Raw genomic sequence first — 22,787 nt, forward strand, 5'->3', positions numbered from 1 at the left:
CCCCCGCGAGTCACCCGCACCGTCCGCGATTCACCCGTACCGTCCGCGATTCGCACGGGTCGGCGCGACCTGGACGAACCGCCCCGCGGTGACGGCTGCCATGCGGCGGGGAACTGCCGTTACAATGCTCACCCACCATGAGGAATGCCCTTGCGCCCAGGCCCACGCTCTCGGCGGTCCTCGGCCTCGCCGCCGCCGCCGCCCGCCCGGCGCCCCGCTCGCCCGCAGGACGGACGAGCGGCCGCCGCCCGACGGCCCGGAGCAGCCGCTCCGGGTTGCCTCGCAGAGCGCGGCGGCGAAGCGCTGCGACGAGCTGCGACCTCGAGGTGAGGTGCAGACGGATGCCCTACCCCGAGGCGCGAGCCACGACCTCCTGCGCACCGAGCGACGGCCATGAGTGAGCTCGAAAATTTCTCGTTCGTGATCCCCGGCGAGCTCGCCGGCATGGCCTATCCCCACGCGCCCCAGGCGGTCGAGGAGCTCGCGGAGCTCGGCTTCCGCAGCCTGGTGTCGCTCTCGCGTCGGGCGCCACCGCCTGCGGCGGTGGGCCCGCTCATCCACCTGCATTGCCCGCTCGCCGACTTCACGCGCATCCCGAGCGTGGACCTCCTCCGCGCCGTGGCGTTCCTCGGCCGGGCGCCGCGGCCGATCGCCGTTCACGGGGAGGGCGGCGTCGGGCGCACCGGGGTCGTGCTGGCGTGCCGCCTCGTGTCGCTGGGCAGGTCGGCGGCCGAGGCCATCGCCGAGGTGCGGCGCGTGCGGCCAGGCTCCATCGACGACCCCGAGCTCGAGGCGTCGGTCGCGGAGTTCGAGCTGTTCTACCGGAGCGCGCACGAGCAGGCGACGCCGGCCCCCTTCAACTTCGCGCCCGCGTCGCCGCTCGACCGGATCGTCCACGGCGCGGAGCGGCCCGGCTTCGGGATGGCGAACTGGTCGGCTTCCGGGATCCGCTCGTCCGTGGTCGCGCCGCCGAGCTCGGCAGCTCACCCGGATCCGAGCGACGCGCCCGTCGAGGCGTGGCTCGCCTTCATGGCGCGGCACGGGATACGCGAGGTGCTCTGCTTGCTCGACGAGGGAGAGCTGGCGCTCCACCGGATCCCGCTCCTCGGCCGCTACCAGCGCGAGTTCCTCCGGGTGACGCACGTGCCGCTCGACGGAGGCGCGCTCCCCTCGCCCGACGCGCTGGAGCGCGCGCTCGACGCGCTGAGGCGCGCCGAGTCCAGCGGCGCGCCTGCCGTCGTGCACTGCGCGTCCGGCGCGGGCCGCGCGGGCGTCGTGCTGGCAGCGTGGCTGCGCGCCCGGCACGGCCTCTCCCCCGAGGCGGCGATCGGCGCGGTCCGGGATCACGCGCGGCACTTCGGCGCGCACCGCGACCCGCTGAAGGCAGGGCCTGCGGCGCGGGATCTCATCGCGGGCGTGCCGGCGCTCGCGTGAGCGCGCCGCTCGCGTGAGCGCGCGGGCCGGCGCCGGCGCTGGCCCGCGGCCGGGCGGCGTCGAGCGTCACCCGACGGCGCTTCGCCCGGGCCTCGCGCGCCGGTGCTCGCGGTACATGCGCAGGGCGAACGCGCCGGCCGGCTCGCCGCGGAGCCCTTCGGCGAGCGCGCGGAGCTCGGACGGCAGCTCGGAGGGCGGCGGCAGCGGCGACGGGTGGTGCTCGGGCGCGAGCAGCGGCGCGGCGAGCGCGGCGAAGGTGAGATCGGCGGCCGAGAAGCGGTCTCCGACGAGGTACGGGCGCCCATCGCGGAGGCGCTCGTTCACCGCGTCGAAGACCGCGCGGAGCTTGCCTCGCGAGCGCTCGGCGGAGGCGGCGTCGATGCGCATGACGCGCTTCATGACCGCCCGCGCGACCGGGTAGTAAGCGCGGAAGGTGCCGCGCCCGAACCACCAGGGCGGCGCCGCGCCAGCGCCCTCGAGAGAGCGGAACGACCCGCCCATCAGGGCGAACGCGCCCTCCGCGTCGGGCAGGAGGTGAAAGTACGCGACGCGGCGGGTCGCGGGGCCGAGGTCGGCGTCGAAGCGCTGCTCGAGCGCCTCGACCTCGGCGCGGCCCGCGTCGGGCTCGCGGGAACCTTGGAGGAAGAGCGCGCGCTCCGGCGGCACGAGCGTGTCGGCGTAGCGCAGGATGTCGGTCGAGTCGCCGAGCACGCCCGCCGGCGAGACGAGCACCGGGACGGAGCGGCGCCCGCCGGCCCTCAGCGACGGGAGCGCGTGGGCGAGCGGGAGGTAGGCGTCCTCCCGGTACCGCGCGCCGGCGCGATCGAGCGCCCACCGCGCCTTCTCGCAGAAGTGGCTCCAGGGAATGGTGATGAGGCGGAGGGGCGCGCCCGCGCCAGGATCAGCCATGAGGATCTCCAAGGTCCCTGGACGACCCGGGCGCGACGCGCATCAGCGCCGGATCTCGAAGAGGTGGATGCCGTACGCGGGGAGCTCGACGCCGAGGCCGCGCGACAGATCGACGAGCTCGTCGCCGTCGCGCGGGTGCTCGTTGCCGGTCATGAGGTCGGCGAGCAGGACCTTGCGGCCGGCGATGCCGGCGATGTCGAGCGGGATGCGGCACCCGCTGCGCGACGGGGCGAAGTTGATCACCGCCACGAGGGGCGCCGCGCTCCGGGGCGCGCCGCAGGCCGGGAGCGGCTCCCACCGGTAGGCGACGAACGCGTCGGCGCCCGGCCCGCGCGCGGTGAGCGTGGCGAAGCTCCCGGTGCGCAGGATGGGCCGGCGCACGGCCGCGAGCAGCCGCTCGTGGAAGGCGAGGCAGGCCTGATCGACCGGCTCCTCGGGGGCGCGGGCGAGGTGCAGCGAGGCGCGCACCGTCCGCCCCTCGAGCTGGCCGTGGTGGATGAACCGCATCCCGGGCACCGTCGCCGCGATGAACTCGGCGGCCCGGCGCCGATCCGGGGGGAGCACGGCGGCGATGCGCGGCTCGTCGTGGTGCTCGATGAAGCGGACGCTCCGCCGCTGGTAGTCGGGCGTCGCCGCGAGGTGGCCGCGGACCGACGACGCGGAGGCGTGGCTCAGCCGATCGTAAAGGCTCTTGTCGAAGGTGTAGTCGAACCCGAGCATCTGCAGGCGCCACTCGAGGTCCCAGAAGGCCTCGGCGATGAAGACGAAGCTCGGGTGGTCGCGGCGGACGGCGTCGATGGCCTCGGCCCAGAATTCGCCGGTGGCCTCGCCCTTTCGCTCCGTCGACGGGCGCTTGGACCACGTGCGCCGGAAGACGTCGTCGAGCACCAGCATCGCCATGTCGCAGCGGACACCGTCGCAGCGCGACGCGACGCTGCGGAGCGCCTCGACGGACGCGGCGCGCGTCGCCGCGAGGCGGTAGTCGAGCTGGGCCGTGTCGGGCCACGGCGGGATGTAGGGATCGCGCCCGCTGAGCGGGGCGCCGTCGTCGCCGGCGACGAAGAGCTCGGGCTTCTCCTTCACCCAGTGGTGATCGCGCGCGACGTGGTTGGGCACGAAGTCGAGGATGACCCCGATGCCCCGCGCCGCGAGGCGCCGGCGCAGATCCGCGAGGCCGGCGTCGCCGCCGAACGCGGGGTTCACCTCGTAGCGCGCGACCGCGAACGGGGAGCCAGCCACGTCGGCCTCGGTCCAGTCCGGCAGCACGCGGTCGTACTCGGCGCGCAGGTCGGGATCCGTGAGCGAGCGGCGCGGGCCCTCCTCGCCGAGCGTCCAGACGCCCATCAGGTGCACGTAGTCGACCCCGAGCGCGGCGAGCCGGTCGAGCGCCGCGTCGGGCACGCTGGCGAGCGTCACCCTGGCCTTGGCGGCGCGCGAGAGCTCATGGAGCCAGACACGCACGAAGATCGCGTACAGCAGGGGGTGCTGGTGGGCAGGGACTAGGGAGCTCATCGATTGGATTGGGGACGGCGGGCCCGCGAGGGAGTCGCGGACAGCGGGCGCCGGCGGGGGATTGTCTGCGGGCTCGGGTGGTCCCTGCAAGGGCGATCACGATGTGCTGCAGGCGCGGCGGGCCGAGGCCGCGCGCGCAACGTCCAGCACAGAGGCCGTCTCGCTCGATCCCGGGCGCTCGCGGCGCGGGCGCCGTCAGGCGCGGCGCGCGCGGCGCCTTCGCGCGAGCGCGGCGGCCGCGCCGAGGGCGACGAGCGGCAGGGCGAGGGGCGTCGCGGCCTCGTCGGGCGAGAGCCGGCAGCCGCAGCCGCCCTGCTTGGGCTCCACCGGCGGCGGCGCCTCGGCCGGCGGCGCGTCGTCGACGGGCGCCTCCGCCTCGGCGGCGTCCTCCGCGGGCGCGCCCTCGGAGGCCTCTTCCTTGGCGGGCTCGTCGCTCTTCTCGGCCTCGGCCTTGTCCGCCTTCTCGTCCTTCTTTTTCTTCTCGCCGCTGAAGACGATCGCGCGGCGATCGATGACGGGGTTGTCGCCCTGCAGGGTGATCTTCTGCTTCGGCCCCATCTGCACGCCGTCGCTCACCCGCTTGATCACGAGCTCGTACTCGCCGGCCTCGAAGCCTCGATCGCGCCGGAGGACGAAGTCGAACTTGGTGATCGCAAAGACCTTGCCGCTGCTGTCGGAGAAGCCGACGTCCATGCTCTCGTTGATTGACTGCTGGTTCTGGAGCGGGATGCGGACGAGGATCGGGGTCTCGGGCGACTTGTCGGTGAGCGCTCGCTCGTAGTGCACGGTCGGCGTGAACGAGAACAGCATCGGGATGTGCCCGAGGTGCGGCATCCCTCCGTAGTTCATCGTCATCTTCAGCTTCCATCGGCCGCTGTCCTCCTTGGGCGAGCGGTCGACGATGGTGACGGTGCCCGCCGCGTGCGCGGCGCTCGCGGGCAGCCACGCCCCGATCAGCGCGAGCGCGGCAGCGACGACGCGCGCAAGGAAGAGGCGGCGCGCCGCGCCGGGCTGGGTCGCTCCGGGGCGGGCGTGAGGACGCTCGGCGCGCGGACGCCGCGCGCCGAGCTGAGACAGGGGATCGGTTCGAGGTCGGGCGGTTCGCATGCGCGGCACGCTACCAGGGATTTCGTGGCAACGAGACGCGGACGAGAGGGCGGGCGGCGCGGACGAGAAGAGGGCTGGCAGCGTGGACGAGAAGATCACCGCCAGCGTGAACGAGACGATGACCGCCAGCGCGCGGGGCTCAGTCCGGGAACCAGAGCAGCGCGTCGGAGGTGGGCTTGTAACAGGCCTGGCGGCCCGCCTCCTCGTTGTCGGTGCAGCTCGCGTTGTCGAGGCAGTCGATGATCTCGTAGCGGCCGGCGGCGTTGTAGATGGTGGTGAACATCGCGCGCTGGGCCCCCTCGAGCTTGCTGAACGCGCTCTTGCACGCGGGGACGGGCACCCTCTCGCAGCGGGCCATGCGCGCGCAGCGGGACTCGATGACCGGCGCCGCCGTGGGCTCGTCCGGGTTCAGCTTGACGGCCACCTCGTCGTTGCACTCCAGGATGATCTGGCTCCGGTCCGGCGAGCTCTCGGTGGCGGCCTCCATGCGGCGGGAGAAGCAGCTCGTCATCGCGCGGAGGTACGTGGGCGACGAGGTCGGGTAGGCGGCCTTGCACGCGTTGAGGTGCTCCCAGGATGCACCGGCGCGCTGGAGCTTGGCGAGCGCGGAGCACCACTCGGCCTGGGCCGCGATGACACCGTCGCGATCGGGGAAGCTGGTGGGCCGCTCAGAGCATGCGTTCAGCGCGAGCATCGACGCGGCCACCGCGATCGGCAGGGCCAAGGATCGAAGGGCGGGCATTGGCGGACCCTAGCACGAGAGGTCCGCCGACGCGGAATCTCCGGATGCTCGCCGCCCCTCATGGCCGGTTTGGCAGAAGCTCGCAGCGAAGTCGCACGCCGCCGCCGCGGGGGGCGGCGGCGCCGTCGGGGCCGAAGACCACACCGAGGTCCAGCCCGCCCCGGGCCGCGGCGCGGACCTCGATCGCCTCGACGCACAGGGCGCCGCGGCCGCCGGAGAGCAGCGCGGACGCGGGGGCGTCCCCCTCGAACAGCGGCGCCCCGTTCCTCGAAGCCACCCGCAGCGTGGCGGGCAGCTCGGCGATGAACCGGTGCGACGGCCGCGCGCCGCCGCAGCCGCTGGCGCCCATCTCCGCGAGCGACGCGAGGGGCCCGAGCGGCTCGAGCGGACCGACCTGGCCACGGGCGACGTCGATCGGCCCCGCGACCACCTCGCCGGAAGCGACGGAGTAGCCGATGAGGGCCACGCCAGGGGCGTCGAGCCGGCGGCCCAGGGTGAGGCGAGCGCCCGGGAGCTCGGGGACTCGCGCGAGCCCGAAGGCCGGTAAGGTGCCCTGCCGCACGGCGACGACGAAGCTGCGCCTCCCGGCGTCGAGGGCGAGCAGCTCGCCGCCCGGCAGCTCGACCGCGGCGGCGATCGCGCCGGCGTGGTCGAACGGCAGGAGCGCCGGGGGCTCGGCGCCCGCGCGCACGCGGAGGCCGCGCCGTCCGTGCGGGCCGCTCGCGTCGAACAGCAGCAGCAGATCCGCGGGCGCCCTGGCGCCGGGCGCGAGCAGCACGGGGACGATGTCGCCGGACGCCGCGCCGAGCGAGCCGTCGCGGAGCGACAGGCGGCGCGGCGCTCCGGCGCGCGCGAACGGCAGGAGCACGCTCGCGGTGAAGGTGCCGTCGCGGAGCGCGCCCAGGGGGGAGGACGGCGCGGTCGACAGCGAGACGAGAGGGGGCGCGCCGCCGGTCGGACGGGCCGTCGCGGGCACGCCCCCTGCCGCGAGCGTGCCCCGGGGAGCGCGGCGACCCGAGGGGGGCGGCGCCGGGGCGGCCGACGACGGCGGGAAGGACGAGGGGTCGTCGTCGAGGCGGCAGGAGACGAGCGGCGGAGGCGCGGCACGGAGCGCTGGATTCACCGCAGGAGCGAAGGGCGGCGGCGCGCCGCGCGGCGAGGGCGGAGGGCCGCCCCAGCCGAGGCGGACGAGGCCGTGCTCACCCATCGCGCAGCCGATCGGGGAGCAGGCGAAGGGGGCGCCCTCGTCGAAGGGAGGCTCGATCTGGCGCGCGGGCGGGCCCTCGGCCGGGCGCCATGAGCGGCCGCCGTCGGTCGACTCGAAGAAGGCCGGCGGGTCGTCGCCGGTGGCGGCGAGCGCGAACCGCCCGCCGACGACGACGTTCTGGACGCCGGCCGGGAGGGGAAAGACGGTGACGCCGCCGCGCGCGTCGATGCGCAGGCCGGCGATGCGGCCGCCGCGGCGGTGCGAGAGCAGCCGCTCCGCTCGACGGGCGCGCGCGGGAGAGCCCGCCTCCGGCAGCGCCTCGCGGGCGGGCGAGACGCCGCCGGCCTCCTCGGGCAGGTGCAGCCAGCCGCGCACGAGGCCGTCCTCGTCCTCCCAGAAATCGGTGTCGATGAGGCGCGGCGGCGATACGGCGTCGGCGGACCCCGGGAAGATGCCGCCCGCGAGCGCCGGGAAGGCGCCGCCCGTGAGCGCCGGGTCGCGATCGCGCACGCGGACCACGCGGACGCCCTCGGGCGGGCCCGCAGGACGACGTTCGCGCCCGCGCACGGGGGGGCCGGGAGGCGATCTCCGCGGCGCGCCGTCCTCCTCCTCGCCCTCGGAGGTCCGGCGCCCTTCCTCCTCGTCCTCCTCGGAGGGCCGCGGCCGCGGACCGCTCGGCGCCTCCAGCACGAGCGCGGTGACGTTCCCGCGCTCGCCGACGATCCAGCGGTAGAGGCGGTCGGCGTCCTCGCCCTCGATCCGGCGCTCGACCCAGCGGCCGCCGCCGACGCGCACGCACACGCGCGCAACGCCTTCCTCTACGGGCTCGCGGCTCGCGGCGTCCCCTCGCCGCTCGTCGGGCGCCAGCCGCGCGAAGCGCCGGGGCCATGGCGCCTCGTCGTCGGTCGGGCCGGCGTCTCCCGGGCTCTCCGGAAAGTCGTGGAGCCCAGGGGGGACGCTGCCGCACCGGCCGATGAAGGCGAGGCGACCGCGATCGTCGCCGACGAACGCGCCTTGCGAGCTCGCGATCGGGTCGGGGCCTCGGCCGCGGGGCGGGAACGTGGCCTCCAGCCGCGGCGCGGAGAGCGTCGTCTCGAGCCGGAGCACCTGGGCGGCCTCGTGCGCGCACGCGAGCAAGACGTCGTCGCCCGACCGGAACGGCTGGCAGCGCGCATAGCTCGGATCGAGGCTCTCGATCTCCGCCTCCGCGAGGGGCTGGGCGGTCGCCGCCGCGAACACGGCGAGGCCGCCGTCGCGAGCGACGAGCAACCGGCCGCCAGGGAGGAGAGCGCCGGTGGCCGCGGCCAGCGCGACCCCCGCTGGAGCGAGCGCGCGGACCGAGGAGGCGCCGAGCGTGGGGTCCCGCGCTGGCGGGAGAGAGAGCGAGGCGCTCGGCCCGGCCCGCGGCGGAGGGGGCACCGCGGGTACGAGGCCGGCGGCGTTCACGTGGAGCGTGGCGCCGCCCAGCGGACCCAGGAGCGCGACCGCTCTGCCGCCGTCCTGCTCCTCGAGGAGCGACGTGGCGAGCCCGCGCGTCTCGAGCACGTCGATCCAGGTAGCGCCCCCGTCCAGGGTGACCGAGGCGCGGCCGAACAGGTCGAGGCGCGCCGCGCGGCGCGCGTCGACGGCCACCGCGTCGACCACGCCCGCGGCGCCGGAGCGGCGAACGGCGAGCGTGGAGGGATCGATCTCGAGGAGCCCCCGATCGCTGCGCAGGAGGATCGCGTCGAGGTACGGCCGCGCGCCGCCGGGAGCGCCGACGTCGGCGATGGGCGCGAGCTCGCCGAGGAAGTCGGCGGCGCGGTAGACGCGGCCCTCGGACCACAGGAGGAACCCGCCCCCGAGGCGCGCCGGGATCGACCGGAACCCGCGGAGCAGCTCGGCCGCGGGGGCATCGGCGAGCACGACGCCCCCATCGAGGCGAACGCGGCGCCCTTCGAAGAGCGCGGGCTCCGGGCGGGGCGCGGGCGCGCGTTCGCCGGCCCCGGCGGCGGCGTCGAGGAGCACGCCGATGTCCTCGGTGAGGACGTAGCGCGCAGGAGAGAGCGGCAGCGGGTCTGCGGGCGCGGCGGCCCGCGGCTGCGCGGGCCGCGGAGGGCGCTCCGGGGCGGCGCTGCACGCGGCGAGGACGGCGGCGAGGACAGCGAGGAGCGCGCGGGGCGTCACTTCCTGGCCCGCACCGGGATCAGCCCTCGTCCAGCGCGCCGCCTCGGTCGCTGCCGGACGCGCCGCTGCCGTTCGGCTTCTTCGCCTTGCGCGCGGTGCGCGCGAGCAGCGGCGGCACGTGCGCGTCGACCTCGCCGATCCACAGCCACATGCCGGCGCGGCGGAGCTGCGCTTCGTGACGCCGGCTGAGGAGCGTCCAGAGCCGATCGCGCGCCTCCACCGCGCTCTTCACGGGCTCCGGCGCCTTGGCCTTGGCCCCCTTGGGCTTGAGGAGCGAGAGGAGCTGATCGCCGATGGCCGCGGTCTCGTCGATCTGCGCCCTGGTGATCGCGGTCTTGCCTTTGACCTCCGCGGCGTGATCGCGGAAGAGCTGGGCGAGATCCACGCAGTCCTGCACCATGTCGCGCGCGCCGCTGCCTGCCATGATCTTCTTCACCCGCTGGGCCGGCAGGACGCCCGCCTTCATGAGGGCCACCGCCGCGCTGAGCAGGAGATCGCGGAGCTCGTGCGCGCGCTGGAGGAGCTTCTTCGTGGTGCCCGGCGACGAGCGGTCCACCTGCGCCGCGGCATAGACCAGGCCGAGGGCGAGCCGGCCGAGCGACTTCATCGCGCCGAGGTCGAAGGGAGCGGGCAGCTTCAGGAGCTCGGCCTCGTGCGGCCCCACGGCGTCGAGCCCCGCGCGGATGTTGTGGTGGACGAGCGCGACGTCCGCGCGGAGCGGGCGGATCTCGCGCGCGGGGAGGCGCCGCGCTTCTTCCATGAACTCGGCGGCTGCCTCGGCCGAGCCCGGGAGCGCGGGCGCGCCGTCGGCGCGGTCAGGCGCCGTGGCGGGTGCCTTCTGGTTGTTCTTGTCGTTGTTCTTGCCGGCGGGCTTCTTCTTTGCGGGTGCTCTCGGCATCGCATCTCCTCGCTGGGTGGGCGTCCTCGACTGTAAAGTACGCGCTGGGCGAGGGGACCGGGAAGAGGTTCCGTGCGAGCAGCCAGGGCACGCCTTCAGCCTGCGCACACCGCATCGCGTGCATCGCCCGGCGCAGCCGAGCGAGGGCGGACGGCGCCGCGGCGACCGCCGCACGGCGGTCTCGCGAGGGTCCACCACCTTGCCGGGACCACCGCACGGTGGTCTCGTGGAGGTACGCCACCTTGCCGGGACCACCGCACGGTGGTCTCGTGGAGGTACGCCACCTTGCCGCGACCACCGCACGGTGGTCTCGCGGAGGTACGCCGCCTCACCGCGACTGGCGCATTGCGGTCTCGCGAGGGCTCACGACCTTGCCGCGACCACCCCACGGCTGTGTCCTACCAGCCCGGGGTGTCCTACCAGCCCGGGGAGTTGCCGCTGTCCGGAGCATGGGGCCGCGAGGCGTCGCGATCGGGCTACAGCCGGAGCAGCAGCGCCTCGCGTAGCCGGGTCGCCAAGACCTGTGCTGTCCCGCGCTCTTGGACTCGGCCGCCGGGCGGGCGCCGGGCATCTCAAGAAGGTGCGGAGTCCCGGGATCATGGGCGTCCGGATCCCGCGCCGGCGCGGGCGGAATGCCGGTTGCTTTCCGCGGGTCCGCCATGAAGAGTGCACCGCGACGAGCCACCCTGATCGCGGCTGCCCTGGCGCTGCCCGGTTGCGTGAACCGCGCCGAGGCCGTGGAGACCAGGGAGCCCCAGCCAGAAGCGAGCCTCCTCCGGTCGCCGGCCTGGGTCGCGGCGCACCTGGATGATCCGAGCGTCGTCGTGATCCACGTTGATCGCGATCGCCGCACGTACGACCGGGAGCACATCTCCGGCGCGCGCTTCCTGTCCGTCGACGTCCTCGCGATCGAGCGGGACGTCCCCAACGAGCTGCCTCCGCTCGCGGACGTGAAGGCCGCCTTCGAGCGCGCCGGCGTCTTCGATGGCTCCCAGGTGGTGCTGTACGGCGGGATGGACGGCCTCGCGCCCGCCCGCGCGTTCTTTGCGCTCGACGTCATCGGGCACGGCCATCGGACCGCCCTGCTCGACGGGAGCCTCGGTGCATGGCGAGCCGAAGGCTATCCCATCTCGTCGGAGGCCGCGGAGCCCCGGCTGGGCACGCTGACGAGCAAGCCTCAACCCGAGCGCGTCGTCGACGCGGAATGGGTAGATGCGCATCTCGACGATCCCGGCGTGGTGCTCGTGGACGCGCGCCCGCCGGACGAGTTCCGCGGCGACGCAGGGAACGGGGACGTCGCGCGCCGCGGTCACATCCCGACGGCCCAGAACCTCTTCTGGCGCGACTTTTTCGTCGATCGCGACGCGCGCCGCATGCGCCCCGCCGGCGAGCTGCGCGCGATGTTCGAGCGGGTCGGGGCGCGCGACGATCGGACCGTGGTCGTCTATTGCCGCACCGGCATGCAGTCGTCATTCGCCTATTTCGTATCCCGCCACTTGGGCTACCCGACAAAGATGTACGACGGCTCGTACGTCGACTGGAGCCGCCGCGAGCACCTGCCCGTCGAGCGCGGGCCGGCGCGACGGGCGCGAGACACCTGAGGCGATAGGGCAGCTGGACCTGCTCGACGGCGTGGTGGCGACGATGCTGGCCCGACAGGCCGCCGCCCGCTCCATGGAGCGGGGCCGCCTCCGCTCCTCGTTGGAGCGGTCCGCCGCGGGGCGCTCGTCGACGAGACCGCGCCGCCTTCGCCACCGCGTCATGCGCTTCGCGACGCGCGCGGCGATGCCGGCGACCTCCTCGCGCGAGGGGGCGCGCTCCTCGTGAAAGGTGACGCCGGTATCGTCGGCGCGCGTGAAGACCCCCTCCGCAACCACGACGTGGAAGTGCACGAAGCTGCCAAGCGTGCCATTGAAGCTCGTTGCTCGCTGCTCCGAGCGCCGGCATTGCCGACGCATTCTAAAGGTAGCTGAGCCCATCGGTGCCCGCCCGCGGTCTCCACCGCTGCGCTCGCGGGCGTCGACGTCGACTGCCCGGTGCAGCGCCTGCACGCCATCACCCGGGGGATCGAGGAGTTCGCGCGGCGATCGCCGCCAAGGCGGTGCGAGCGGGCCGATTCGGGGCGGCAACGGCGCCGCCGCAGCCTCACCCCAGGAATGGCAGAATCTCCGCCGACTTCTCCCACACCGCGTCCGAATACGCCTCGTCCGCGGTGAAGCCCTTGTTGGTGAAGAAGTAAGCGTACTGCGATGTATAGGTGACCCGCGCGCCGTAGCCCGGGTGGTCCGTCTCGGTCGCCCATTCGGAGGGCGGGATGTCCATCGCCTGCAGCGCCGTGCCCAGCCACTGGTTGTAGGTGAGCCCGGGCCACAGCTTGTCGTCTTCGGTGCTGCTGGACGGATTCCCGAGGTGCATCGTCAGGTTGCGGTAGTCGCAGTAGCTGCCGGTCTTGATCTTGCCGCCGGCGCCGCCCGCGGTGACCACCGGCATGGAGAACGCATAGTGGGTGATGTTGCCGCTCTCCTGTCCCCACGCCACCAGCGAATGGTCCAGCAGCGTGCCGCCCTGGCCGTCGCCGTAGCTGTTCAGCTTACTCACCAGGTCCAGGTACACGCCCTGGAAGAAGACCTGATGGGACTGCTTCACCAGCTCCTGCATCGCGGGATCCGTGTGCGCCGCGTGCGCCACGTTGTTGTGCCAGTCCTCTCCCTGCGCCGCGCGGTTGGTGAAGGTGAGCCCCTGGTTGTTCTCGTCGATGGCCAGGGTGATGATGCGCGTCACCCCGCAGTTGGCGGCCACCGCGAGCACGTCGTTCAGCATCTGGAAGAACTGCACGTTCTTCGCCGGATCGCCGTCCATCGGCCGGAGGCTCAGGTTGTTGGTCGAGGGCCGGGTGGGCACCGTGCAGCCCGCGGGCAGGCTGGTGCCCAGGCGCCGCTGCAGCTCCGCCACCTTGTCGATGTGCTGGTCCAGCCGCAGCTTATCCTCCTGGGACAGCCGCTTGTTGCTGTTTCGCAGCCGCTTGTAGCTCTCCAGCAACCGGTCCACCAAGGGCGGGCGGGTGGCGGGCCCGCTGGAGATGCCGGCCAGCAGCGAGTCGAATAGCCCCTGCGCGCTCTCGGTCCCGCCGATCGCGTTGGTGTCGACGCCGGAGGTCGGGTCTCCCGGGGTGTTGTACCCGTGGCTGCCGCTGTTCGAACCTTCGATTATCACGCTGCGTTTTCTGACCGAGGAGAGATCCGGGTAGAACGCGGGCGAATACGCCATGATCTGATCGATCGTCGCGCGCGGCTTCGACGGAACCCCCTTGTCGTCGTCGTAGTACCCGAGCGCCCCGCCAAAGTTGTGGGCCATCATCGTCGGGATGTCTAGCCCGCGCAGCACGTTCATCTTCGCCACCAACGACGGGGTGAGCATGCTGGACGGTGCGGACAACACCGGGCTCAACGACGCGGTGGCTCCGTTCACTTTCGCAGCCAGCGCGCCGCGCCGAACCGGGTGCGTGTATGTCAGCGTCTGGGTAAGCGTGGCGTCGGCCGGGTACATGTTCGCCAGGGTGACCCCGCCGTGCCCCGTGCGCATGTGGACGAAGACCTTGGGGGGGGGCACCGCCGCCAGCGCTTTGCTGGAGACGAACAGCGAAGGCAAGAGCGGCAGCGCCAGCATCGCGCCACCCGCGCCGCGCAGAAAGAGCCGCCGGTTCATCTGCTTGTCGTGGCTCATCTAGAACCTCCTCGCCTTGAACGTGGTGAATTGGGCGGGCGTCTTCAGCACGTCCGCGAAAGACGCTCCGCTGCGCGCCTTGCTCTCCAGCGCCTCGAGCAGACAGCCATCCTGAGCGGGCGCTTCGATCCGGCTCTGGCTGAAGCGGAAGTACTGCCGCGCCAGGCAGGAGTGGAACAGCCTGGAGTCGTCGATCGCCCGGGTCAGCTCCGCCGCATCCGACATCTCGCGGGAGTCACCGATCTGCACCTGGGGCACCGACAGCGTGTCCACGGGCAGCGAGGTGAGGAGCGCGCCGGTAGCGTCGAACACCTGCTCTTCGGTGCGTTCGCGTCCCAGCGCATCGAAGTTCTCGGTGATGAAGCCGGGCGGGTTGATGATGTTGGTGTGGCAGCCGCCGCAGACTCCGCCGGCGGTGCGTTCGGTCACGCTCTCCCGCGTGGTCATGCTCGCGGTGGAGGTGGGCGGCTGGGTGTTGGCGCTCGCCGGCGGCGCCCCCAGCTGCTGGCAGAGCAGCGCGTTGCGCACCAGGTAGCCCTTGTGAATGGGCCGAGTGGTGACCGTGCCGGTGGCGAGCAGCGCGGCGCGGGTGAGCAGGCCAACCCGCTCGCTGGAGCCGAACAGCGGCGCCTCGCCGGAGCCGGTCCAGGTGGGTACCTGGTAGATGCCGGCGAGGTAGTCATCGGTGGCATAGGCGTGCTTGTCGTTGAGGAAGTCGCTCACCGACTGGCCGCCGCCCACGGTGGCCCGGGCGGAGGCGAGCACGTCGGCGATGAACGCGTCGCGCGCGGTGCTCGTCGGAAGCTGCGCGCCGGCGAAGGCCTTGAACTTCGGGTCGGCGTTGAGCGCGTCCAGCCGCGGCAGCTCGTCGAGGCGCAGCCACTGCGTGACGAACTCGTCCAGCGAGCTCTGCGAGGACGGGCTCTTCACCAAGCGCTCGAGCTGCGCTTCATAGGTGGCGTCGTTCAACAGCGATCCATCCGCCGCCGCGGCCCACAGCGCGTCGTCCGGCGGGACCTGCCAGTACTCGAGCGACAGCCGCGAAGCGAGCTCGTACGCCGACAGCGGGCTCACCGCCGCCGCGGCGTCGTCGGTGCCGTGCTCCACCCGGTAGAGCGTCTGCGGCGCGTTGAGCAGCGCGGCGATCACGTCCGCCACCGCGGCCTTGTCCACCGGCGTGTCGCCGGCGATGTCGGCGTAGAAGGTCACGTCCGCCTGGCTGAGCGCGTAGCGCAGCACCCGCGAGCCCCACGTGCCGATGAAGCTCTCCAGGCAGGTGCGGTCGTTGGTGGTCGACGAATCGGTCGCGCAGGCGCCCAGCATCGCCGCCATCCGCGCGTCGGTGGACGTGAGCTGCTGACCGATCGCCACGCCGGTGGTGTACATCGCGTCGATCTGCGTCTGCTGAATCCCCTGGTCGGTCCGCGCGTAGCCGCCCCTCAAGTCCCCCGGAGCCGGGGTCACCGAATCCGCCGGGTACTGCGCGAACGTCGCGCTGACCTCGTTCCAGATCGCGGCGGCCTCGGTGGGCGCGGCCAGCTCGATCGCGAACTGCAGCGTCCCCTGAAGCTGCGTGCGGGAGAGCCTCGGCAGGGGCAGCTCCGCCGGGACCGCCGCAGTGTCGCAGCTGAACTGCGCCGGCGCGGCAGCCAGGGGATCGATCTGGCCGCCGTCACCGCCGCCGCGTCCCTCGGGGGAGGCGGAAGTGCCGGTGCAGCCGGCGGGCAGCAGCAGGGCGCTTATCAGCGCCGTCCTCGGAGCCCATTGCTTCAGAAAATTGTCCCTGCTCATAGAACGCACCCAATCCTCTGCGTGTCGATGGCCACCTCATCGATCCACATCTCGACCCGCGCTCATCGCGACCACCGAAGCGAGGGCACTCCACGGCGGAGAAGACGCTGAATTCAGCGGCATACGGCCAACTAGAGTACCAAGCAGAAAACCAGCGCGCGAGCATTTTTAGAGGCTAGGACTTCGAATGCCCCCTTCTACCGCCCAGTCGCCGGTTGTCGGGGCGCCTCGGGTCGATCGGCGCTGCGCGACCGAGCGCGTTTGCCCCGAACCTGTGGCGCGGGCAGCGCCGCGGGCGCACGTCGGCGTGGACGCCGGCGTTGCGGGCGCCATGGGGCTTCGCCTGCGGCGCTCACGCCGCTTCGCAGCTCGGGCTCCGCGCACGCGCGATGGGAGGCGCCTCGCTCGGGAGCCCGAGATGCTTGAGGAGGGCGACGATGACCTCGCGCTCGGAGATGTCGGCCACGAGCCTCCGTCGCCCGCCACACGGGCAGGCCAACACGTCCTCGAGGTACCCCCTGCGGAGCAGGCTCGCCCAGTCGATGCGCGCACCGACTGGCTTCGTGACGCCGGTGCCGAGGCGGGTGCGCGGACCGCTCTGCGCGGCCGGGGCACTCGCCTCCGAGGCCGCGGGGCGCTCGTCGACGAGACCGCGCCGCCTTCGCCACCGCGTCATGCGCTTCGCGACGCGCGCGGCGATGCCAGCGACCTCCTCGGGCGAGGGGGCGCGCTCCTCGTGAAAGGTGACGCCGGTATCGTCGGCGCGCGTGAAGACCCCGTCCGCAACCACGACGTGGAGAGGTGATGCCGAAGACCGAGAAGGAAAAGATGCTGGCGGGCGAGCCGTACGCCTTTCGCGATCCGCAGCTGTGCGCCGCGCGGCGTGTTCGCCGTCGGCAACCCGTGCCGCGTGGTGCGCCAGCTGGACCAGCAAGGGGCATGCGCCGAGCCGCAGAGGGCTGATCCGGCGCCGCGGAGGCTCGCCGCGCCGGGAGCCGAGCGGGGCGCGTCAGTCGTCGTGCGGATCGCGGGGATCGAACTCGTCCTCCTCGACATCGAGATCCAGCTCGCCCGCGATGTCCTCCCAGCCGAGGAGCTTGAACTGCGTCGAGCCGTCGTACTCGAATCCGTTGATCGGGTCCTCGGAGGAGGGCCCGCTCGCCTGGCCGTTCTGGACGACGAAGAGGCCGTACGGGAAGTCGCTGCCTGCCGGCACGTTCACGACGTCGTGCCCATCGGTCTCGCCGGTGCCCTCGACCTGGAACGTGGCGATATGGTCTGTCGGGGTTTCCCGGTCGTACACGTGAAACGTATCGTTGCCCTGGCTCGACACGAGCAGATACCCGTCTTCGTCCTCGCCGTAATAGATCGCCAGCCCCTCGACGTCCCTCTCCAGGTGCAGGCCTCCCGCCGAGGGGTTGCCGGGCGCCGCGATCGTCCCGGCGACCGGGGTTCCGGGCGCCGAGCTCTCGCAGGCGTACTCGCCGTCGTCGGGGACAGCCCACCACGGCTCCCCGAACGAGCGGGCCTTCTCGATCAGCCGGCTCGCCGGCACATTGACGGTCGCCGGGAGCGCGTCGCTGAGCGGCACGCGCCAGACGCCGACCACCTCCTGCGCGGCGAAGAGCACACCCTCTTGCTGGTCGACGACCAGACCCTCGAACTGCGGATCGCTCTCGGGCTCCTCGCGGCAGGGCGTCCACTGGATCGAAGGGCTCCCTGGGACGGTGAAGACCGGGTTAAACCGGAACTCGCGCACCCTGGCGTAGGAGACCTTGCCGCTTCCGGCAGCGTACAGCTCGAGCTCGGCGACGACGCTGCGGTTCCGCTGCGTCACGAAGGCGCGGTACTCGTCGTCGTCCTCGAGGCGGCGGAGCGCGAGGCCGTAGGCGGTGTTCTGGTCATCCAGGTCATTGTCGCGGACCCCGGACGGCTCGCCGGTCGGCTGGAGCGAGGACGGCTGAACGAACTGGCTCGGAAAGACGCGCGGCGCGCTCGACGCGGTGATGTCGATGAGAGGCCCGCTCGAGCTGTTCGGCTTGATGGCATAGATCCGGAGCCGGTCGCAGCCCCGATCGGTGACCACGGCGATGTCGACCTCCTCTTCCGAGCCGTTCGCCTTGATCAGCTCGAAGCCGTACTGCACATCGACGTTGTTGAAGCGGCTGTAGGTCTCACCGGATCCGCTCTCGGGGCACGCGCTCGTTCCGCTCTCGGGCTTCGTGCCGGGCACGGGCGGGTCCTGCGCGGTGACCGCCGGCCGGTACGGGGGGAGGATCGTCTGCACGACGTTCCCCTCCAGGTCGTAGACCTGGAGCCCGGCGTCCTTCAGCACGCCGATGACGAGGCCTTCGCCCGAGTCGCTGGGGTTCACCCAGATCGCCGGGTCGTCCGCGTCGGGCGCGCGGGGCGCGTCGTCATAGGCGTGCAGCGCCGCTGTCTCGACGCGCGCCTCGATCACCGGCGACCCAGAGGTCGCTTGGCTCAGCGCGTTCACCTGTTCGTTCAGGTGCTGCGAGCACCCGAGGGGCATGGGCAGCGCCCAAACGAATAATACGACGAATCGAGCGGCTCTCATCGATATGTGGCTCCTTTCGGGCAGCCACGAGCGTGGCGTGCCTGCTGACCGCACGGCTGTTACCGTGCGCCTGCCGAGCTCGCGCCACGACCGCGTGAACTTTGGGTGCGCTTCCCGTGAACGGGCCAGCGTCGCCGCGGGCGGCGGCTGGCCCGGCTGAAGGGGAACCCAGGGGGACGCTGAGCGATGCGCAGGAGCACGGGAGAGCTCATGGCGGAGCTGCCCGTGCTCCCGCGCGATCATGCTGCCTTCACGGCACAATGGTTCCCGATACCGCCACATCGTCGACCTGAGCGGTCGCGGTGAGCGATCCGCTCGCCGAGGTGGCCGCGATGCCCATGTGGACTGTCGTGCCCATGCTGATGGTCGTCCATGGCCTCGGTCCAGGGTTGCGCCGAATCTGCGCAAAGACCTGCGCGAGCACCCACCACAGGCCACGCTCCTCGTGGCGAATGCCCCTTCTACCGCCCAGTCGCCGGTTGTCGGGGCGCCTCGGGTCGGTCGGCGCTGCGCGACCGAGCGCGTTTGCCCCGAACCTGTGGCGCGGGCAGCGCCGCGGGCGCACGTCGGCCTCGACGCCGGCGTTGCGGGCGCCAGGGGGCTTCGCCTGCGGCGCTCACGCCGCTTCGCAGCTCGGGCTCCGCGCACGCGCGATGGGAGGCGCCTCGCTCGGGAGCCCGAGATGCTTGAGGAGGGCGACGATGACCTCGCGCTCGGAGATGTCGGCCACGAGCCTCCGTCGCCCGCCACACGGGCAGGCCAACACGTCCTCGAGGTACCCCCTGCGGAGCAGGCTCGCCCAGTCGATGCGCGCACCGACTGGCTTCGTGACGCCGGTGCCGAGGCGGGTGCGCGGACCGCTCTGCGCGGCCGGGGCACTCGCCTCCGAGGCCGCGGGGCGCTCGTCGACGAGACCGCGCCGCCTTCGTCACCGCGTCATGCGCTTCGCGACGCGCGCGGCGATGCCAGCGACCTCCTCGCGCGAGGGGGCGCGCTCCTCGTGAAAGGTGACGCCGGTATCGTCGGCGCGCGTGAAGCCCCCCTCCGCAACCACGACGTGGGCAGGAGCGTCGCGCTCGTGGGCGCGGGGCCCGCATCGATCGCCGCGGCGGGCTACCTCGCCCTCGAGGGGCACCGCGCCGTGATCTTCGAGCAGCGGTCGATCCCCGGCGGCCTGAACACGCTCGGGATCGCGCCCTACAAGATGAAGGGGCACGAGGCGCTCCGCGAGCTCGAGTGGGTGCTGTCGCTCGGGGACGTCGAGCTCCGCACGGGCGTCGCGGTCGTCGAGCGGGCGACCGCGCCGGGGGAGATCTCGGCGAGCGACCTGCTCGCGGGCTACGACGCGGTCTTCCTGGGGCTCGGCCTCGGCGCCGACGCGCGCCTCGGCGTCCCCGGGGAGGACGGCGAGGGCGTGGTGGGCGCGACCGCGTTCATCGAGCGGCTCAAGGCCGATCCGCGCCTCGATCTCGCGGGCGTCCGGCGCGCGGCCGTCGTCGGCGGCGGCAACACGGCGCTCGACGTCGCGCACGAGCTGGCGCTGCTCGGGGTCGACGTGGCGATCGTGTACCGCCGCTCCGAGGCCGAGATGTGCGGGTAGGAAGTCCAAGCGCTTTTGTGGATGTCAGAAAACTTCAGTCTTTCCAGACTTTGGGCGAGTCGAGTGGACATCACCTCTCCTGTGCGATCTCGCTCCCGTGAGGAAATCCCAGAAAAATTAAGAGGTTAGCTAACCTTGTTGTGAGCGAAGTCACCACCGTGAGCTACCGGCGATATCCCCGCGGCGACGACCAGCGGGGCGGGCCGCGGCAGCCATGTCTTCGCGTGCATGGCTTCTCCCAGTCGTCCTTTGCGTCGTGGCGCCGCCGCGCGCCGTGAGGATTCCAATAGAATAACCGCCTGGTCGCTTCGACCTCTTCAATTGGGGTCCGCCACGCTCGACGTGGCGCTTGGGCTCGGGCAGCTCGTCTGCTCGCGGATTTTGAAGTCGACGCGACGGTTACGCGCTCGGCCTTGATCGGTGTTGTTGGTGTCGAGAGGCTCTTCGGCGCCGGGGGCTTCAACCACAAGGCGTGCCCTGTCGACCTTCAGCTTGACGAGCGCGTCGACCACCGCGTTCGCCCTCGCCGTCGCAAGCTTCCCTGGACGCGGCTCCTTGGCGTCGGTGTGCCCCCGAACGGCGACGCGAATGATCTCGGGGTGCTCGCTCATCACCTTCGCGATCTCTTCGATGGTTGAACGGTTGGCAGGTTGGATCGCGTATTTGCCGAAGTCAAACTGCAAGAGGGGGACGATCGGAATTCCTAGCGTGGTCACAACGACCATTCTGGGGCAGCCATTTTTCGTAGGATCGTCCGACGGCGCTCCAGAGACGGACGGGCATGCGTCACCCGGATCCGGAATGCCGTCGTCGTCGCTATCCGTGCGCGCGGGTGAGGGCTCCGTCGCGCGGCCGCCCTCCCCGGGCCCCACCGTTGCGGCGAGAGGCGCGACGGGCTCTCTCTGCTGCTCGGGTCCGCTCACCGGAGCAGCCCGCGGATCAAATCCAGCGGCGGTGGGAGGCGCGTCCCGCGGAGCTGTCTCCGGCGACGGCGCGGCAGGAACCGCAGGGCCGCACGCGGCGACGCTGATCGCAGCGGCCAAGAGCCCCGAGGAGACAACCGCGGCGGGCCGCGGAGGCGGCGCAGGTGGAGGAGCCTTCGCATGGAGGATTTCCCCCGAAGCGTCGTGATCGAAGCGGACGCAGATCCCGCTTGCGCCGAACACGAGCAGGGTAGCCATGGCCTTCGCCTCGGTCATGGTCGAGAGGTTATGGACGGTTCGAGCGCACACCGCGCAATGGCGAGCGCGCTCGGTTCCCGTCATCTCCTCCCAGGAGAGATCGCACGCATAGCGGAGGGGGAGGCGGCGCACAGCGAGAGATTCTACCGCGACGACGGGCGCCGCGCTCAGTTATGTCATGGGCGCCGCGCGCGCGAGAATAGCGGTCCCTGACACTCCCGCTCCCCCCAGCGTGGTGTAGTGCCGCCGGCCCGAAGTCTGCCCAGACTTCGGGCCGGCGGCACTAGGCGGCCTTCCAGCCCCCGCGACCGTATTCGATGTAGGCCTCGCGCTCGAAGGACTCCGCCCCTTCGGCGACGATGCTCGCAGTATCGACCACGATAGTCGACGGCGAGACGGGATCGAATCGAATGGGGAGCGTACGCGCCGACTCGGCCCGCTCGATGGCCAAGGGATGGAGCACGGTCATTCCGCGGAGCGTGAGGGTCTGCGCGTCGCGGTACGTCTCGGCTTCGGTCGGCGAGAAGGAGAGGACGAGCGCGCAATGCCCCGCCTCCGTGATGCGGGAACAGCTCTCGACGACGGCCGATGCCTCTCGAAGTCGCCGCCTCAGCTCCCGTTCACGGCTCCACGTGAGTCGACGGACCACCTTCAGCCCGAAGACGAAGACCATGACGCCGCCCACCACGCCGCCGGCGACCAGGATGAGGATGAAGCCGATGACCCAGTTGATCGGGTACCGCATGCGTCGCGACAGGCGTAACACGGCACTACGATGTCGAGAAGCAATTCGGCAGGTCGCGGTACACAATGACAGCGTAACGAGGCGAGCGCGCCCCTCCCTCGAGGGGCGCGGCGCCGGCGTCGTCGCGACCTGCCCCAGCCGGAAGCCCTCGAGCGGATAGGAAACCGTAGAACTTTCGCCCGTGTCAAGCCCCGCGGGGACGGCGCCTGGCGAGCTGTTTTTGTTTTGGCGCATCAGACACCCGCTTGCCCGGTCACCGGGCTTATCAGGGCGCGCCCGGTTTGTTATGAGGGCAGCTTGAGCAAGCACGTCCTCCTCCGACGGCCGATGCGCCCCGACGAGCTGGAGCGCGCGCGAGCGCTGGCGCGGCTGCGCCGGCCGACGCGGGGCGAGTCGCGGGTCGCGCTCGTGCTGCTCGGGTGCGTCGTGTTCGGGTGCGCGCTGCTCGCGGCCTTGCTGGCGTTGCGGATCGACGGGCATTGGCGGACGATCGGCCCCGTCGTCGGGCTGGGACTCGGCGCGGTGCTCGGCGCGCTCGCGCTCCTCGGCTACCGCGCCGCATCCCGGGAAGCGCGGGCGCGCTGGGACGAGGACCTCCGCGCCGCCGAGGTCGAGGAGCTGCGCGTGGAGACGAGCCGCGCGGTGGAGCTCGACGCTGGCCACAGCGCGCTGTCACCGGCGGTCGTGCTGGACCTCGGCGAAGGCCAGCTCCTGCTCCTCTATGGGCAGCCAGTCGCGGAGCCGGAGGTCTACGGCCGCGATGGCTGGCCGACGACCGCCGCCGATGATCGCGATGACAACGACGACGAGGATCCCTTCGCCGCGTGGTGGAATGGGATGCCGCCGCCGCACGCGTTTCCCAGCGAGCGCTTCACGCTCACGCGCCTGCGCGCGACCGGCGAGGTGCTCTCGATCGCGATCGAAGGCCCGTATCTCGCGCCCGAGCCGGCGCACGAGGCGAGCGACCTGAGAGCCCGCGACCACAGGCCGTCCCTCGTGTTCGCCGGGACGCTCGATCGCATCGACGAGGCGATCGCGGCGCTGCCCCGCATCGACGACAGCCCGGGGTGACGGCGGCGGGCGCGAGCCGCATTCGCCGCGAGACCCATTTGCGCGGCCCCGCGAAGCTGGCTCGCCCAGTCGATGCGCGCACCGACTGGCTTCGTGACGCCGGTGCCGAGGCGGGTGCGCGGA

At 72.4% G+C, this 22,787-nt stretch carries 18 protein-coding genes; 5 read left to right on the forward strand and 13 right to left on the reverse strand.

Annotated elements, in window-relative coordinates; genetic code table 11:
* Nucleotides 1-393 precede the first annotated feature (393 nt).
* The gene (locus WME73_RS28325; protein ID WP_437911554.1) at nt 394-1,434 is read left to right on the forward strand and encodes a phosphatase domain-containing protein; all 1,041 of its coding nucleotides are present in this window, start codon (nt 394-396) and stop codon (nt 1,432-1,434) included.
* A gap of 66 nt (nt 1,435-1,500) precedes the next feature.
* On the opposite strand, the gene WME73_RS28330 is transcribed toward WME73_RS28325, so the two are convergent.
* From WME73_RS28330 to WME73_RS28355, 6 genes are all read right to left on the reverse strand, one after another.
* Entirely contained in the window at nt 1,501-2,343 is an 843-nt protein-coding gene (locus WME73_RS28330; RefSeq protein ID WP_437739506.1) for a glutathione S-transferase family protein, read from the reverse strand.
* Between the two features lie 42 nt (nt 2,344-2,385).
* A complete protein-coding gene (locus WME73_RS28335; protein WP_437739507.1) occupies nt 2,386-3,855 on the reverse strand; it encodes an alpha-amylase family glycosyl hydrolase in 1,470 nt (489 codons plus the stop codon).
* 195 nt (nt 3,856-4,050) lie between these two features.
* The gene (locus WME73_RS28340; RefSeq protein WP_437739508.1) at nt 4,051-4,962 is read right to left on the reverse strand and encodes an MYXO-CTERM sorting domain-containing protein; all 912 of its coding nucleotides are present in this window, start codon (nt 4,960-4,962) and stop codon (nt 4,051-4,053) included.
* Nucleotides 4,963-5,101: 139 nt separating this feature from the next.
* On the reverse strand, nt 5,102-5,704 hold the full coding sequence (locus tag WME73_RS28345; RefSeq protein ID WP_437739509.1) for a hypothetical protein: 603 nt from the start codon (nt 5,702-5,704) through the stop codon (nt 5,102-5,104).
* 58 nt (nt 5,705-5,762) lie between these two features.
* Complete coding sequence (locus WME73_RS28350) at nt 5,763-9,077, reverse strand: hypothetical protein (RefSeq protein ID WP_437911555.1); 3,315 nt, start codon at nt 9,075-9,077, stop codon at nt 5,763-5,765.
* Between the two features lie 19 nt (nt 9,078-9,096).
* Nucleotides 9,097-9,975 (reverse strand): hypothetical protein, encoded by an 879-nt coding sequence (locus WME73_RS28355; protein ID WP_437739511.1) that lies wholly within the window; start codon nt 9,973-9,975, stop codon nt 9,097-9,099.
* Between the two features lie 659 nt (nt 9,976-10,634).
* On the opposite strand from WME73_RS28355, the gene WME73_RS28360 reads away from it, so the two are divergent.
* Nucleotides 10,635-11,576 carry a sulfurtransferase gene (locus tag WME73_RS28360; protein ID WP_437911556.1) on the forward strand — a complete coding sequence of 314 codons (942 nt, stop codon included), beginning with the start codon at nt 10,635-10,637 and terminating at the stop codon, nt 11,574-11,576.
* A gap of 544 nt (nt 11,577-12,120) precedes the next feature.
* On the opposite strand, the gene WME73_RS28365 is transcribed toward WME73_RS28360, so the two are convergent.
* From WME73_RS28365 to WME73_RS28375, 3 genes are all read right to left on the reverse strand, one after another.
* Nucleotides 12,121-13,698, reverse strand: a complete 1,578-nt coding sequence (locus WME73_RS28365; RefSeq protein WP_437911557.1) for a DUF1552 domain-containing protein — start codon at nt 13,696-13,698, stop codon at nt 12,121-12,123.
* Entirely contained in the window at nt 13,699-15,489 is a 1,791-nt protein-coding gene (locus tag WME73_RS28370; RefSeq protein ID WP_437911558.1) for a DUF1588 domain-containing protein, read from the reverse strand. It abuts the gene before it with no gap.
* A 352-nt stretch (nt 15,490-15,841) separates the two neighbouring features.
* Nucleotides 15,842-16,279, reverse strand: coding sequence for a hypothetical protein (locus tag WME73_RS28375; RefSeq protein ID WP_437911559.1), 438 nt, complete (start codon nt 16,277-16,279; stop codon nt 15,842-15,844).
* Between the two features lie 38 nt (nt 16,280-16,317).
* Between WME73_RS28375 and WME73_RS28380 the strand changes: the two genes are divergently transcribed.
* Complete coding sequence (locus tag WME73_RS28380) at nt 16,318-16,452, forward strand: hypothetical protein (RefSeq protein ID WP_437917443.1); 135 nt, start codon at nt 16,318-16,320, stop codon at nt 16,450-16,452.
* 46 nt (nt 16,453-16,498) lie between these two features.
* Here the strand turns inward: WME73_RS28380 and WME73_RS28385 are convergent, their stop codons facing one another.
* Both WME73_RS28385 and WME73_RS28390 read right to left on the reverse strand, forming a co-directional pair.
* Complete coding sequence (locus WME73_RS28385) at nt 16,499-18,022, reverse strand: phytase (RefSeq protein WP_437911560.1); 1,524 nt, start codon at nt 18,020-18,022, stop codon at nt 16,499-16,501.
* Between the two features lie 973 nt (nt 18,023-18,995).
* The gene (locus WME73_RS28390; RefSeq protein ID WP_437911561.1) at nt 18,996-19,121 is read right to left on the reverse strand and encodes a hypothetical protein; all 126 of its coding nucleotides are present in this window, start codon (nt 19,119-19,121) and stop codon (nt 18,996-18,998) included.
* Nucleotides 19,122-19,124: 3 nt separating this feature from the next.
* Between WME73_RS28390 and WME73_RS28395 the strand changes: the two genes are divergently transcribed.
* A complete protein-coding gene (locus WME73_RS28395; protein WP_437911562.1) occupies nt 19,125-19,667 on the forward strand; it encodes an FAD-dependent oxidoreductase in 543 nt (180 codons plus the stop codon).
* A 317-nt stretch (nt 19,668-19,984) separates the two neighbouring features.
* Here the strand turns inward: WME73_RS28395 and WME73_RS28400 are convergent, their stop codons facing one another.
* The gene (locus WME73_RS28400; RefSeq protein ID WP_437739519.1) at nt 19,985-20,866 is read right to left on the reverse strand and encodes an OmpA family protein; all 882 of its coding nucleotides are present in this window, start codon (nt 20,864-20,866) and stop codon (nt 19,985-19,987) included.
* Nucleotides 20,867-21,131: 265 nt separating this feature from the next.
* Complete coding sequence (locus WME73_RS28405; protein ID WP_437911563.1) at nt 21,132-21,593, reverse strand: hypothetical protein; 462 nt, start codon at nt 21,591-21,593, stop codon at nt 21,132-21,134.
* A gap of 297 nt (nt 21,594-21,890) precedes the next feature.
* Between WME73_RS28405 and WME73_RS28410 the strand changes: the two genes are divergently transcribed.
* Nucleotides 21,891-22,664, forward strand: coding sequence for a hypothetical protein (locus WME73_RS28410; RefSeq protein ID WP_437739521.1), 774 nt, complete (start codon nt 21,891-21,893; stop codon nt 22,662-22,664).
* The last annotated feature ends 123 nt before the right edge of the window (nt 22,665-22,787 follow it).

Source organism: Sorangium sp. So ce302, from assembly GCF_051530145.1.
Taxonomy (GTDB): domain Bacteria; phylum Myxococcota_A; class Polyangia; order Polyangiales; family Polyangiaceae; genus Sorangium; species Sorangium cellulosum_B.

Coding starts and splice junctions, on each gene's coding strand:
- WME73_RS28325 (WP_437911554.1), top strand. CDS start 394: ATGAGTGAGCTCGAAAATTTCTCGTTCGTGATCCCCGGCGAGCTCGCC.
- WME73_RS28330 (WP_437739506.1), bottom strand. CDS start 2,343: ATGGCTGATCCTGGCGCGGGCGCGCCCCTCCGCCTCATCACCATTCCC.
- WME73_RS28335 (WP_437739507.1), bottom strand. CDS start 3,855: ATGAGCTCCCTAGTCCCTGCCCACCAGCACCCCCTGCTGTACGCGATC.
- WME73_RS28340 (WP_437739508.1), bottom strand. CDS start 4,962: ATGCGAACCGCCCGACCTCGAACCGATCCCCTGTCTCAGCTCGGCGCG.
- WME73_RS28345 (WP_437739509.1), bottom strand. CDS start 5,704: ATGCCCGCCCTTCGATCCTTGGCCCTGCCGATCGCGGTGGCCGCGTCG.
- WME73_RS28355 (WP_437739511.1), bottom strand. CDS start 9,975: ATGCCGAGAGCACCCGCAAAGAAGAAGCCCGCCGGCAAGAACAACGAC.
- WME73_RS28360 (WP_437911556.1), top strand. CDS start 10,635: ATGAAGAGTGCACCGCGACGAGCCACCCTGATCGCGGCTGCCCTGGCG.
- WME73_RS28365 (WP_437911557.1), bottom strand. CDS start 13,698: ATGAGCCACGACAAGCAGATGAACCGGCGGCTCTTTCTGCGCGGCGCG.
- WME73_RS28370 (WP_437911558.1), bottom strand. CDS start 15,489: ATGAGCAGGGACAATTTTCTGAAGCAATGGGCTCCGAGGACGGCGCTG.
- WME73_RS28380 (WP_437917443.1), top strand. CDS start 16,318: ATGCTGGCGGGCGAGCCGTACGCCTTTCGCGATCCGCAGCTGTGCGCC.
- WME73_RS28385 (WP_437911560.1), bottom strand. CDS start 18,022: ATGCCCCTCGGGTGCTCGCAGCACCTGAACGAACAGGTGAACGCGCTG.
- WME73_RS28400 (WP_437739519.1), bottom strand. CDS start 20,866: ATGACCGAGGCGAAGGCCATGGCTACCCTGCTCGTGTTCGGCGCAAGC.
- WME73_RS28405 (WP_437911563.1), bottom strand. CDS start 21,593: ATGCGGTACCCGATCAACTGGGTCATCGGCTTCATCCTCATCCTGGTC.